The sequence below is a fragment of the Thermococcus gammatolerans EJ3 genome (assembly GCF_000022365.1).
Lineage (GTDB): Archaea > Methanobacteriota_B > Thermococci > Thermococcales > Thermococcaceae > Thermococcus > Thermococcus gammatolerans.
Map to the genome: position 1 here is coordinate 459,638 of NC_012804.1, position 12,765 is coordinate 472,402.

A 12,765-nucleotide genomic window follows, 5' to 3' on the forward strand; every position below is an offset into this window, starting at 1 on the left:
GATAAAATACCCCTCTTAAGCTATTAGCATTGGGGATGGAAGATGCCGAGGAGTGTAGAAGATCACGTTATGTTCACGGCCAAGCACGGAAACTGGAAGGTCGCCGACAAGTTGATCGATGTTGAAGATGAAAAGATAGCTCGTTTCCTTGCGAGGGTTGGCAACACCGTTAACTCCAAGATTCCCGAATACCTAACCGATGTCATGAACGTTGCGGGGATAATGAGCCTGGCCGAGGGAATTGACGGTGATCTAACGAAGGTAATCGTTTCCCTTAAGTCTCCTGGTATCTCCAGAAAACTCGGGGCACTTGTCTTTGAGGAGGACAAGAAGCTCAAAAAACTCCTCGTCGATGCCGCGAGGGCGTTGCTGGTCAGGCTTACCCTGTCAAGGTTCGTTCCCGTTGATTATCCGGACGGCCTGCTAAAAGAGGTTCGCGTAGTGTTCCCCTTTCCCGATGATCACGTTAATTTCACGGCCAAGCACGGCAGCTGGATAGTCGTTAAGAGGCTCATAATAGACGATTCGACACCGAAGGTTGATGTCGCCCGCTTGCTCGCTAGCATAAACGAAACAGTGACCCTTAAGCTCCCCGCTTACGCTGGTATAGACGTGAATGGCATTGAGGAGTGGTTCGGGCCAAGGAAAAAGGTGAAGAAATCGGAGATACCATCCATCGTTGAGAGGTACCTCAACTTTCAGCCTTCAGAGTTTGCCCCTGGGTTTGAGGAGCACGCGAGGGTTTATGCCCTCAGAATAGCCCTTGAGCGTATCGGTCTTTCGCTGGACGTGCCGGCCAAGAGCCTTGAGAAGTACCTAGAAAAGAAGCCGTGATGAGGCCGAGGACACCCGACGAAAGGATGAGGAGTCTTCGCTTCGCTGAGGTGAACGAGATGGATAGGGAGTTTGTGTTTCCGGAGGGGGTTTCTCCCATCGGCCCCTACAGTCCGGGCGTCATTGCCTCGGGCAGACTGCTCTTTGTGTCCGGGCAGATTCCCCTCGATCCCGAGACGGGTGAGCTGGTCAGGGGAACTTTTAGGGACATGGCCAGGAGGGCCATTGAAAACCTCCTTTCCGTTGTCGAAGCCGCTGGGGGAAGCGTTGAGAACGTGGTTAAGGTGACGGTTTATCTCAGGGACATAAGCAAATACGAGGAGTTCAACGAGGTTTACTCCGAGTTCTTTGCCAGCTCAAAACCTGCTAGAGCAGTCGTTGAGGTCTCTAACCTGCCGAAGGGTGTTGATGTGGAGATCGAGGCGATAGCTGTGCTCTGATTTCAATTTTTTGGAGGGCGAAACTTGGTTGAGAAAGTTAGGATAAGGGAGGAACTTCTTAAATACCTCCTAGAACTCGCGAGGAGCTTTTACCCGAACGAGTTCGCGGGGTTTCTCAGGGAGAAGGATGGAATATTCGAAGAAGTCCTCATAGCTCCAGCCGGTCACTTTGGGAGGACGTCGGTATTTTTCAACGCTTGGATGCTCCCCTTGGATGAGAGCGTTAGGGGAACCGTCCATTCCCATCCGGATTCTGTATGCCTGCCCTCCCGGCAGGATCTCTGGTTCTTCTCGAAGTTCGGTGGCGTTCATCTAATCCTCTGCTATCCCTTCACTCCCTCGGACGTCAAGGCGTTTCTGAGCTCGGGAGAGACCGTGGAGATCGAGATAGTCCCCTGACCCCGAAAACTACTTAAACATTTTTGGTTATCCTAACTCAGGTGAGGCCGTTGCAGGTTAGCAAGCGAGAGGAAGAGTACCTTGAGACCATGTACCTCCTCTACAAGAGCAAGGGTATAATCCGTGTCAAGGACATCGCCAAGAGAATGAACGTCAAGCCTCCAAGCGTCATCGATGCCCTCAAAAAACTGAGTAGTAAGGGTCTGGTGGAGTACGAAAAGTATGACAGGATTCTCCTCACCGAGGAGGGCAGGAAAATAGCCGAAAGAACCTATGCCAAGCACAGGTTTCTAACTGAGTTCTTTGTGGAGATTCTTGGAATTCCGCCCGAGATAGCGGAGGAGGACGCCTGCCAGTTTGAGCACTACGTTCACGAGGAGACGGTGAGGAGGATGAAAGAGTTCGCCAAGTTCATACGCGAGCAGTGTCCGTACGCAATAAAGCAGTTCGTCAAGGAGAAGCTAGAGGAAGGTTGATCCCCAGTACGGCTCTCTTCTTCAAGGGGATAAAAACAAAGGGGGCGTCAAAAGGCTCCGCCCAGGTACGCGAAGTACAGCAAGAAGACGACCGATAGGATGTACATGAGTGGGTGAACTTCTTTCCAGCGACCGCTGAAGACCTTTATCAGAGTATAGCTTATGAAGCCCATCCCTATGCCGTTCGCTATGGAATACGTGTAGGGTATCGTTATGAGCACGAGGAAGGCTGGAATGGCCTCCGTAGGATCCGAGAAGTCTACTTCCTTTATGGCGCTGAGCATGTAGTAGCCGACTATCACCAGGGCGGGGGCCGTTGCGAATGTTGGTATTGCCCCGGCAAGGGGGGCTATGAAGAGACCTATCGCGAGGAAGAGAAGCCCCGTTACCACTGCAGTCATTCCCGTCCTTCCCCCTTCCTCTATACCTGCGGCGCTTTCTATGTAGGTTGTGACCGTCGAGGTTCCGAGAACCGCCCCGAAGGTTGTTCCTATCGCGTCGGTGAGGAGAACCTTTTCAGCGTCAGGAACTTTGCCCTCCTTCGTAAGGAAACCCGCTTTGGCGCTCAGCCCTGTTACCGTTCCTAGGGTGTCGAAGAAGTCCACCATGAAGAACGCGAAGACGACTCCCAAGGCACCTACGTTTATCAGGCCCTGAAGATCCATCTTCATGAAGGTGTAGCTTATATCTGGGGTTGAGAAGATGTGCGCGGGCCAGTTTGCAGCCCCCGTAATCCAGCCCACCACGCTGGTCGTCAGTATGGAGACAAGCAAGGCCCCCTTAACGCGAAGGGCTATTAGTATTCCGGCTAGAAAGAGACCGAAGAAAAAGAGTAGGCCCTCCTTGGTCGTCAGAGCCGAGGCGTTTAGGCCTGTGAAGAGCAAGACACCATTGTCAGTGGCTGCGGTCAACAGGCCCATATCGTTTAGTCCTATGAACGTCAGGAATAGTCCAATTCCAGCTCCAACCGCGTATTTCTGACTCAGCGGAATGGCGTGTATGATCGCACTCCTGACCTTTGTCACGCTCAGGATTATGAAGATTACACCCTCGACGAAGACAGCCGCAAGGGCGACCTTCCAGCCGTATTTTGGGGCGACCGTGTAGGCGAAGTATGCGTTGAGTCCCATCCCCGGAGCGAGGGCAAAGGGCTTTTTGGCGTAGAAACCCATTATAATGGTTGTAATGCCGGCAGCAAGGGCCGTCACGGCGACGAGGGAATTGAATGCCTCCGATCCCATTGCCACACTGAGGATCTTGGGGTTAACGAAGAGTATGTATGCCATCGTCATGAACGTTGTGATCCCCGCGAGCACTTCCGTCTTCATGTTCGTTCCGTACCGGTCGAATTCAAAATACCTCTCAAGGGCCTTCATTTGATCACCCCCTATTGACTAGTTATTGCTAAAAAGTGCCTTTTTAAAACATTTTCTTGACATTTTTTTGTTTAATAGATTAATCGGGGGTTTCTGGAAAAGAGGAATTTGAATTTAACTTCTAGATCACTCCCAAATAAAAGCCTTTCGGAAGTGACCGAAAAGCTTATAAATGATTTGAGCGAAAAGTTTAAAAGGATATGGCCTTTTGGGGTGGGGCTATGAAGCGGCTCGGGAGAGTTTCTCACTATGCAAAGCAGGGGTTTCTGATAATCAGGACGAACTGGGTACCCAGTTTGAACGATCGTGTCGTTGACAAAGATCTCACCTTTGTTGGTATCATCAAGGATGTTTTTGGTCCCGTGAAGGCACCTTTTGTTGCAGTAAAACCCAGAGTAAAGAAGCCCGAAAGCTACGTGGGCTCTGTTCTGTACGTTGATAATCGAAACAGGAAAAAAGGAAAGGAAACTCGGCCCAAAAAGAGGCGTTCGAGACGCCCCACCCCCAAGAGAAGGGGGTGAGAACCTTTGGCCGATAAGAGGGTGTGTCCGGTTTGTGGTTCAACGGAGTTTTTCTTTGACAGAACGCGGGGAGAGCTCGTCTGCCGGGTCTGCGGTTATGTGCTTGAGGAGAACGTCGTTGATGAAGGGCCGGAGTGGAGGGCCTTCGATCCCGACCAGAGGGCGAGGCGCGCGAGAACTGGTGCGCCTATGACACTTATGATACACGATAAGGGCCTCTCGACCGATATAGACTGGCGCGACAAGGATATTCATGGCAATCAAATAACTGGCATGTACAGGAGCAAGCTCAGAAGGCTCCGCATGTGGCAGCGGAGGATGCGCATAAACGACGCCGCCGAGAGGAACTTGGCGTTCGCGCTGAGCGAGCTCGACAGAATGGCGGCCCAGATGAGGCTCCCAAGGCGCGTGAAGGAAGCTGCCGCTGCCCTTTACCGCAAGGCCGTTATGAAGAAGCTCATCCGCGGACGGTCAATTGAGGGCATGGTTTCAGCTGCTCTGTACGCGGCCTGCAGGATGGAGGGCATTCCCAGAACCCTTGATGAGATAGCCAGGGTTTCGAAGGTCACGAAGAAGGAAATCGGAAGGAGTTATCGCTTTATGGCCAGGGGTCTGGGCCTGAACCTCCGCCCGACGAGCCCGATCGATTACGTCGATAGGTTTGGTGATGCCCTCGGTGTGAGCTCCAAGACCAAGCAGCGTGCCAAGGAGATCCTCCAGGAGGCAATAAAGAGGGGCATTACCAGTGGTAAGGGCCCGACGGGGCTCGCGGCGGCTGCTCTGTACGTTGCCTCTCTCCTCGAGGGAGAGAAGAAAACCCAGCGTGAGGTTGCGGAGGTTGCCCACGTCACCGAGGTCACCGTGAGAAATCGCTATAAGGAACTCGTCGAGAAGCTCAACATCAAGGTTCCGATGTGAGGTGTTTCTTTTTGAGGGTTGCCGTTCTCAGCGATACCCACGTTGGGGACAAAGCGAGGGCCCTCCCTCCCGTTCTTATTGAGAAAATGCGCAACGCCGAACCCGAACTTATCCTCCACGCGGGGGACGTGACAGATCCGTCCGTTCTGGAGACGCTTGAGGAAATCGCCCCTGTCGTCGCCGTTAGGGGAAACGTCGATTATCTACGCCTTCCGGAGGAAGAAACTGTTGAGATAGATCGGATAAGGATAGGCCTGATACACGGACACCAGCTTCTCTCACTTAACGCACAGTTTTTGACATTGAAGGCCCTTGATATGGGGGTTGACCTGCTTGTGTTCGGCCACACACATCGCTTTTACTTTGACACCTTCAGCCTCTATGGGAGAAAGGTCTACCTGTTAAACCCCGGCTCCCCCACGTTTCCCCGGTGGGATAATGCGGGATTTGTTCTTCTGAGAACTGGTGAAGAGATCTTGGTTAAAAGGATAAAGCTCTGGTAAAAGAGAACAGGAAAGGGGCATCAGCTCCTGATGGCGAGCTTGATGTCCTCGGCCTTGACGGTCTTCCTGCCGGCGTGGTGGGCAAGCTCGACGGCCTTCTTGGCGATCTCAATGGCCTTCTCTTCAAGGTGCTCGGCGAGAACCTTGGCGGCTTCCTCACTGACGCGGGCAGCACCGGCCTTCCTTATAAGCCTGTCAACCGGGGCAATTGGCAACTCGGCCATTTCATACACCTCCATCAAGTTGTATAGGAGTCTTTTGCACTTTATTTTAGGCCTAACGCCCTATATAAAGTTTTCGGGATCGGACGCGTAAGAACCCTTGAATCACTGGATAGATCGCTACATGTCATCGAGGTTAATATAGAGAAAACCATATGCTTAAATTGTTAAAATGGGAAAACATAAACTTCTGGTTCAGCTACCGCGCACATTGCTCCACTCTTTCTGCAGGTACTCGGAAAGGGTCTTTGAGGACTCGTTGATGGTTTTGCCTGCCCGTTCTGCAGCCTCTCTAACGTACTTGACAACTATTGCGACCATCATCAGGGCCACCGCGATCATCAGGAGGTACTCAACGGCCGCCTGGGCCCGCTTCATGCTCTCACCCCTTAATAAGTTTGGTAAACCTTCTATTAAACCCTTTGGTTACCCACAACGGTTTTTAATATGAATTGCGTACCAGATTGGGGGTAATCATGAGGTTCGTTCTCGATACAAGCATTTTTGTCAACCCTGACATCAGATCCTCCTTCGGGGAGAACCCAACCGAGGCAGTTAGGTCCTTTCTCGAATACGCCAAAGTCCTCTTCGGCAAGGTGGAGTTTTACATGCCTCCCGGAATATACCGGGAGGTCATGAACTTCGTGGACGAGGAGGATCTATCGCCTGAGCTCGAGCTCTACATCATAAAGAAGCCCCCGAACGTTCACGATATAAAGATTCCCGCCTTTGTGGTGTACGAACTAATAGACGACATCAGGAGGAGAATAGATAAAGGCCTTCGCGTTGCCGAAAAGGCCGTTAGGGAGAGCGTTATCGAGACCGATAACGTTGATAAGATCATCCAGAAACTCAGAAGAAACTACCGCAAGGCCCTTAGGGAGGGGATAGTTGACAGTAAGGAGGACTTTGAGTTGATCTTGCTGGCAAAAGAACTTGATGCGACCATAGTTTCGGCCGATGTTGGAATATTAACCTGGGCCCAAAAGATGGGCATTAAGTGGATAGACGCCGCCAAGTTCAAGGAAGTTCTTGAGGAGCTCGTTGAGAAGGTCAGGGAAGAGAAAAATTTATAAATGCTCGGCTTCATCGTATCATCGACGCCCCGGTGGCTCAGCCTGGTGGAGCGGCCGCTTGGTAAGCGGCAGGTCGCGGGTTCAAACCCCGCCCGGGGCTCCAGTTTCTTGGGGGGCCGTGGGGTAGCTTGGTCTATCCTTCCGGCTTCGGGAGCCGGAGACCCGAGTTCAAATCTCGGCGGCCCCACCAATTCCCAACCGTTGCATTCTTGGACGTTATATCCAAAACATTAATATATGCCTTCACCCTCTTCTCACTGGACAATTAATCCAGGTGATGGGGATGAAAAAGGCAACGGTTTTTGTTATTGTCCTCCTCATGATGGGCTCTGTGATAGCTCTAGGCTGTATTGGGGGTTCGGGTACATCCTCCAGTTCCTCTAGCACCTCCACGACTTCAGCTTCTTCCAGTGCCACTCCGGCTACAAAGACTACCGCTACTTCAAGCACTACCACGACAGCTACTACAACTACTACAGCAGAGCACACCCAGACGGAAAGGGCATACTATCCGATAACCATCAAAGATTTCGCGAACAGAACGGTTACAATCGAGAAGGAGCCGAGGAGAGTGGTTACCATTGCACCCTCGCTCACGGAGGATCTCTACTACCTTGGCCTCTTTGACAGGGTCGTTGGGGTTACCCAGTTTGACGATTTTCCCCCCGGAGTCGCTAACGTAACCCGGATAGGTGGTTATGGTAAGTACGCTAACCTTGAGCTTATAGCGAATCTTAGTCCGGATCTTATAATAGCGGACAGTTATTCCCTCTCGATCCTTGACCAGCTCGAGAAGATAGCCCCCGTTGTAATAGTCGATCCACACAGCATAAACGACATTCCGAAGGCACTGGATCTCTTGGGCAGGATCTTCAACGTTGAGGACAAGGCTAAGGAGGTCTCTTCCCAGTTCGAGGCCCAGCTCGAGGAGCTCAGCTCAGCGGTTTCTGGTTTTGAGAAGGTTAAAGTGTTCTATGTTGTCTGGGGTGATCCCTTGACCACTGCGGGAGGCGATACCTTCATCAGCGACATAATAGCCCTTGCCGGTGGAATCAACATCTTCAACGACACGAGCGGATGGCCTGCTGTTAGCATGGAACAGATCATAGCGAGGGATCCCGATGTTATAATCCTCACCCCCCACTGTGGCATGAAGCTGGACGATGCTTACCAGAAATTTGCTGCCGCCTCCGCTGCGAAGAGCGGACGGGTATACATGGTGGAGAACGAGAACGATCTCATCCATCCGAGCCCGAGGGTTGTCAGGGGACTTGAAATACTGGCGAAGCTCCTCCACCCTGAGGCTTTCAGGGAGAAGTACCCGATGACGATAACGGACTTCATGAACAGGACCGTTACTATACCGAAAGAGCCCCAGAGAATAGTCTCCCTCGCACCCAGCATAACGGAGACCCTCTTTTACATAGGGGCCGGTGATAAGCTAGTGGGCGTTACCAAGTGGGCCGACTGGCCGCCCGCCGTTGAGAACATCTCCAAGATAGGTGGTTATGGTAAGTACGCTAACCTTGAGCTTATAGCGAATCTTAGTCCGGATCTTATAATAGCGGACAGTTATTCCCTCTCGATCCTTGACCAGCTCGAGAAGATAGCCCCCGTTGTAATAGTCGATCCAAAGGACATCAACGGAATTTACAGGCAGATCGACCTCCTCGGGAAGGTTACCAACAGGGAGGAGCAGGCAAAACTCGTGATAGGTGAGATGAAAGGGGAGATAGCCTACATCGAGTCCAAGGTCAGGGACCTCCCGCGTCCTGAGGTGTTCTTCATACTGAGCTACTACAAGGGTTACTGGACCGCTGGTCGGGGCACATTCATGGACAGCGTGATAACGCTCGCCGGTGGGAGGAACATCTTCAACGACACAAAGGGCTGGGTCAAGGTCAGCGATGAGCAGATAATAGTGAGGGATCCTGATGTCATAGTGGTTCTCCCGACCGCCGGCGTAAACGCCACCGAGCTCTGCAACGGCCCGCTCTCTGTCACCACAGCCGTCAAGGAGGGCAGGGTCTACACTGCCACAGACTCCAACGTTTACCAGAGGCCCAGCCCGAGGATAGTCGTGGCCATAGAGGAGATGGCCGAGTTCCTCCATCCAGAGGCCTTTGGTGTGAGCTTTAACTCGACGGCCTGTGCGGTCTCTACCTCTTGACCTCTTCTTTTTTCCGGAATATATTTAACCTCCCCAACTCTATAGCTTCCGGGATGAGGTATGGAGTTCCGGAAGATACAGTTCACAGGCAGAAGTTCCTACATAGTTTCTCTCCCCAAAAAGTGGGTTGTGGAGAACAACCTTAAACAGGGCGATACGGTCCCAATGGTGATAAATCCCGACGGCAGCATCACTATATTTCCGAGGGAACCTAAGGGCACAGGTGAAAAAAAGGAGCTCAGGATATCAAAGGAATACTCGCCGGATATGGCGGTGAGGCTTGTTATATCAGCTTACATACAGGGGTACGACACTTTCGAGATCGTCTTCCAGGAGGAGATGCCCTTCTACAAGGTGAAGATCAGGAAGATACTTCAGGGATTGCCCGGTGTTGAGATAATCCTCGATGAGCCGACGAGGATAATAGCGAAGAGCCTCCTTGACGAGAGGGAGGTAAACCTCTCGGAGATCCTGATGAGGATCCGTTCGATAGTTATCTCGATGCTCGGTGACCTTGAACTTCTTGCGGTTAAACCTGGGGAGAGGGAAATCCTGAGGGATCTCCACGATCTCGAAAACGAGCTCGACAGGTTTTACTTCTTGACAATACGAACGGTTAACAGGCTTCTCTCGCAGCGCACGGTGGTTGAGGAGAGCGGAATCATACGGAGACACTTTGATCTCATTGGCATACTCTTCATAGTCCGCAACATCGAACGCATCGGGGATCATATAATCCGCATCTCGGAAGTTCCTGAGCCCCTTGACTTCACCACTCTAAAGGCCCTCTTTACCGAGGTTCTTGATAGGATCTCCGATAGGGATCTCGGGAAGATAGACAAGCTCATGCTTCGCCTCAAGGGTGAGATAAAGGCCATAGACTCCAAGGAATCGACCGCAAAGGAGAGCTACCGCAGGATCCTCGAGTACCTTGAGAACATAGGGGAGACGATAATAAACATGGCCCTGAGCTGATCCCTTAACGTTATAAGCCCACTCCTTACCTAACAATGGGGATTAGAATGAAGGTCGTTATGTCCACGAAGGTCGATCTGGCATCGATGAACATCAAGGAAAAGCTTGTGGAAAACTTTGGCTTCAGCGAGACCGACGCCCTCTTTGATGGAAACCCCGTTTTCAGGAGGGGGGATGTTCTTCTACTGACAACCAACGAGGAGATGATCTACTATGACAACCTGGATGCTGCGATTGAGACCCAGCTGGGGATTAAGCCTGAACTCATCGTCTTCGCTTCGAGGCACGCGAGCAAGGCCAAGATGCCCGCCCTAACAACCCACGTGACAGGGAACTGGGGGAAAGCCATGTACGGTGGCAAAGATCGTTCTCTGGCCATTGCCCATCCCACAGCTATGAAACTCGCCCTCCTTAAGCTCAATGAGCTCAACGATCTCGGCTGGACCGTCTGCTATGAGGCCACTCACCACGGGCCAAGTGAGCTCAATGTGCCCAGCCTTTTCATCGAGATAGGTTCGAGTGAGGAGGAGTGGGTTAACGACCGTGCCGGTGAAATTCTCGCGGAGACGATAGTTCACGTTCTTGAGAACGCCGGGAAAAAACATGAATTCAAGCCAGCCCTTGGGATAGGAGGAGGGCACTATGCCCCAAAGCAGACAAAGCGTGCCCTGGAGGGTGAGTTGGCTTTCGGCCATATACTCCCCAAATACGCGCAACCCGTCGACGAAGCTATGCTAACGAAGGCCATCGAGAGAACTCTGGGTGGGGTCGAGGTTATATATGTGGACTGGAAAGGGACCAAGGGGGAGATGAGGCGGAAGGCCCGAGACTTGGCCGAAAAGCTCGATCTTGAATTCATCCGGGATTGAAAAATGACGAAAGGTTTAAAGACTTCAAGATCAACATAACCCAGCGTTGGCCATCTATGTAGCTAAGTTTATATACTTGCAGCCTGCATTTACGTGCAGGCGTCAAATTGCACCCGGAGGGTCGGAAGATGTTGAAACTGATTGAAGATGCCATTGATAAAACTGCCGCTCCCGTTCAGTCAAAGACTGAGCCTCAGGTTGAGGTTCAGAGTGACATTGATGAGGAGCTCAGGAAGCTTCTGGAGCAGATTCAGGCAAAGATTTACGTTGTTGGTGTCGGCGGAGCTGGTTGCAACACGATCAACAGGATGATGCAGGTTGGTATTCAGGGGGCCAAAGTAATAGCAGTCAACACTGACGCCCAGGACCTCCTCAAGATCAGGGCTCACAAGAAGATACTCATAGGTAAGGAACTCACCCGTGGACTTGGAGCCGGCAACAATCCCAAGGTCGGTGAAGAGGCTGCCAAAGAGAGTGAGAGGGAAATCCGGGAAGCCCTAGAAGGAGCAGACATGGTTTTCGTTACCTGCGGTCTCGGTGGTGGAACAGGTACCGGTGCAGCCCCAGTAATAGCGGAGATGGCGAAGAAGATGGGTGCCCTAACGGTGTCCGTCGTGACACTCCCCTTCACTGTTGAGGGAATAAGACGCATCAAGAACGCCGAATACGGTCTTGAGAGGCTTAGGAAGGCCAGTGACACCGTTATAGTCATCCCGAACGACAAGCTCATGGAAGTTGCCCCGAACCTCCCGATCCACATGGCCTTCAAGGTCGCTGACGAGATACTCGTCCAGGCCGTCAAGGGCATCACCGAGCTCATCACCAAGCCAGGACTTGTTAACCTCGATTTCAACGATGTCAGGGCAGTTATGAAAGACGGCGGTGTGGCGATGATAGGCATCGGCGAGAGCGACAGCGAGAAGAGGGCTTTGGAGGCCGCCCAGCAGGCACTCAACAGTCCGCTTCTCGACGTTGACATAAGCGGTGCCAAGGGCGCTTTGATAAGCATCAGCGGAAGCGACGTCAAGCTTGAGGAGGCCCAGCAGATCATCGAACTCGTCACCAGCAAGCTCGATCCCGAGGCGCAGGTCATCTGGGGTATTCAGCTCGACGAGGAACTTGAAAAGATGATCAGGATTCTCCTCGTTGTTACTGGAGTTAGCTCTCCGTACGCCGTCACCGAGGAAGAGAGCTCCCCCTATGGGGAGGAGGAGAGAAGGGTAGTAAGGCTCGATCTTGAGGAGTTCTGAAACCGTTACCTTTTTATTTGCTTTTAATCTCGCCTTAAGCAAGCGAAGTAGGGGTGTTCATCATGAGCGGGAACTACGTTGAGAAGATCAAGAACTTCCTTTCAGAGTCCAGGAGGGTCCTCCTCGTAACCAGAAAGCCAAGCTGGAAGGAGTACAAGCTCGCGGCTAAGATAACGGGGCTTGGAATGATCATAATTGGAACAATTGGTCTGCTCATAACTATGATCGGCTATCTGGTCATGGGCACCGGTCTCTGATGGTGGTTCCCATGAGCGAGGGCAAGATATTCACAGTGAGGGTCACGGTTGGTCAGGAAGAGACCACCGCGAAGCTGATCTACAGCAAGGTTAAAACTTACAACCTGCCTGTTTATGCCATCCTCGCTCCAAGCAAGGTTAAGGGTTACATCTTCGTTGAGGCCCCCAGCAAAAGCGCCGTGGACGAGGCAATAAAGGGCATCAGGCACGCTAGGGGGACTCTGCCCGGCGAGGTCAAGTTCGAGGAGATAGAGCACTTCCTTGAGGAGAAGCCAGCTGTGAGTGGCTTCGAGCCCGGCGATATAGTTGAACTCATCTCGGGCCCGTTCAAGGGGGAGAAGGCCAAGGTCGTTAGGGTCGATGAGAGCAAGGATGAGATAGTCGTTGAGCTCATCGGTGCAATAGTCCCGATCCCCGTTACCGTGAGGGGAGAATACGTTAGACTTATAAGCAAGCACCAAAAGGAGTGAACGGTTTACA

At 52.1% G+C, this 12,765-nt stretch carries 17 protein-coding genes and 2 tRNA genes; 16 read left to right on the forward strand and 3 right to left on the reverse strand.

Going from position 1 to position 12,765, the window contains the following annotated elements; all coding sequences use genetic code 11:
• The first annotated feature begins 42 nt into the window (after positions 1-42).
• The 4 genes from TGAM_RS02380 to TGAM_RS02395 are packed head-to-tail and all read left to right on the forward strand — an operon-like array spanning position 43 to position 2,149.
• The gene (locus TGAM_RS02380; RefSeq protein ID WP_015858089.1) at positions 43-834 is read left to right on the forward strand and encodes a DUF2666 domain-containing protein; all 792 of its coding nucleotides are present in this window, start codon (positions 43-45) and stop codon (positions 832-834) included.
• Positions 835-893: 59 nt separating this feature from the next.
• Entirely contained in the window at positions 894-1,274 is a 381-nt protein-coding gene (locus TGAM_RS02385) for a RidA family protein (RefSeq protein ID WP_048811035.1), read from the forward strand.
• Between the two features lie 24 nt (positions 1,275-1,298).
• A complete protein-coding gene (locus tag TGAM_RS02390) occupies positions 1,299-1,673 on the forward strand; it encodes a Mov34/MPN/PAD-1 family protein (RefSeq protein WP_015858091.1) in 375 nt (124 codons plus the stop codon).
• 50 nt (positions 1,674-1,723) lie between these two features.
• Entirely contained in the window at positions 1,724-2,149 is a 426-nt protein-coding gene (locus tag TGAM_RS02395; protein WP_015858092.1) for a metal-dependent transcriptional regulator, read from the forward strand.
• Between the two features lie 47 nt (positions 2,150-2,196).
• Here the strand turns inward: TGAM_RS02395 and TGAM_RS02400 are convergent, their stop codons facing one another.
• Entirely contained in the window at positions 2,197-3,525 is a 1,329-nt protein-coding gene (locus TGAM_RS02400) for an NCS2 family permease (RefSeq protein WP_015858093.1), read from the reverse strand.
• 221 nt (positions 3,526-3,746) lie between these two features.
• On the opposite strand from TGAM_RS02400, the gene TGAM_RS02405 reads away from it, so the two are divergent.
• Genes TGAM_RS02405 through TGAM_RS02415 form a run of 3 tightly spaced genes read left to right on the forward strand, consistent with a single transcriptional unit; the run spans position 3,747 to position 5,467 of the window.
• Positions 3,747-4,046, forward strand: coding sequence for a Gar1/Naf1 family protein (locus TGAM_RS02405; RefSeq protein WP_015858094.1), 300 nt, complete (start codon positions 3,747-3,749; stop codon positions 4,044-4,046).
• A 6-nt stretch (positions 4,047-4,052) separates the two neighbouring features.
• A complete protein-coding gene (locus tag TGAM_RS02410) occupies positions 4,053-4,964 on the forward strand; it encodes a transcription initiation factor IIB (protein WP_015858095.1) in 912 nt (303 codons plus the stop codon).
• Positions 4,965-4,975: 11 nt separating this feature from the next.
• Entirely contained in the window at positions 4,976-5,467 is a 492-nt protein-coding gene (locus TGAM_RS02415; RefSeq protein WP_015858096.1) for a metallophosphoesterase, read from the forward strand.
• A gap of 20 nt (positions 5,468-5,487) precedes the next feature.
• Here TGAM_RS02415 and hpkB read toward each other — a convergent pair whose 3' ends face one another.
• Together hpkB and TGAM_RS02425 are read right to left on the reverse strand one after the other, a co-directional pair.
• The gene (hpkB, locus tag TGAM_RS02420) at positions 5,488-5,691 is read right to left on the reverse strand and encodes an archaeal histone HpkB (protein ID WP_015858097.1); all 204 of its coding nucleotides are present in this window, start codon (positions 5,689-5,691) and stop codon (positions 5,488-5,490) included.
• A gap of 192 nt (positions 5,692-5,883) precedes the next feature.
• Positions 5,884-6,066 carry a class III signal peptide-containing protein gene (locus tag TGAM_RS02425; RefSeq protein WP_015858098.1) on the reverse strand — a complete coding sequence of 61 codons (183 nt, stop codon included), beginning with the start codon at positions 6,064-6,066 and terminating at the stop codon, positions 5,884-5,886.
• Between the two features lie 98 nt (positions 6,067-6,164).
• Here TGAM_RS02425 and TGAM_RS02430 point away from each other — a divergent pair, with 98 nt between their 5' ends.
• From TGAM_RS02430 to TGAM_RS02470, 9 genes are all read left to right on the forward strand, one after another.
• On the forward strand, positions 6,165-6,764 hold the full coding sequence (locus TGAM_RS02430; protein ID WP_048811036.1) for an RNA ligase partner protein: 600 nt from the start codon (positions 6,165-6,167) through the stop codon (positions 6,762-6,764).
• A 26-nt stretch (positions 6,765-6,790) separates the two neighbouring features.
• Positions 6,791-6,867: transfer RNA gene (locus TGAM_RS02435), tRNA-Thr, on the forward strand.
• Positions 6,868-6,876: 9 nt separating this feature from the next.
• Positions 6,877-6,954: transfer RNA gene (locus tag TGAM_RS02440), tRNA-Pro, on the forward strand.
• 87 nt (positions 6,955-7,041) lie between these two features.
• Entirely contained in the window at positions 7,042-8,934 is a 1,893-nt protein-coding gene (locus tag TGAM_RS02445; protein WP_238516237.1) for an ABC transporter substrate-binding protein, read from the forward strand.
• A gap of 60 nt (positions 8,935-8,994) precedes the next feature.
• Positions 8,995-9,909, forward strand: coding sequence for a phosphate signaling complex PhoU family protein (locus tag TGAM_RS02450; RefSeq protein WP_015858101.1), 915 nt, complete (start codon positions 8,995-8,997; stop codon positions 9,907-9,909).
• A 47-nt stretch (positions 9,910-9,956) separates the two neighbouring features.
• Positions 9,957-10,778, forward strand: coding sequence for a D-aminoacyl-tRNA deacylase (locus tag TGAM_RS02455; protein ID WP_015858102.1), 822 nt, complete (start codon positions 9,957-9,959; stop codon positions 10,776-10,778).
• A gap of 128 nt (positions 10,779-10,906) precedes the next feature.
• On the forward strand, positions 10,907-12,028 hold the full coding sequence (ftsZ, locus tag TGAM_RS02460; RefSeq protein WP_015858103.1) for a cell division protein FtsZ: 1,122 nt from the start codon (positions 10,907-10,909) through the stop codon (positions 12,026-12,028).
• Between the two features lie 62 nt (positions 12,029-12,090).
• Positions 12,091-12,285 (forward strand): protein translocase SEC61 complex subunit gamma, encoded by a 195-nt coding sequence (locus tag TGAM_RS02465; protein ID WP_015858104.1) that lies wholly within the window; start codon positions 12,091-12,093, stop codon positions 12,283-12,285.
• 11 nt (positions 12,286-12,296) lie between these two features.
• The gene (locus TGAM_RS02470) at positions 12,297-12,755 is read left to right on the forward strand and encodes a transcription elongation factor Spt5 (RefSeq protein WP_015858105.1); all 459 of its coding nucleotides are present in this window, start codon (positions 12,297-12,299) and stop codon (positions 12,753-12,755) included.
• Positions 12,756-12,765 lie beyond the last annotated feature (10 nt).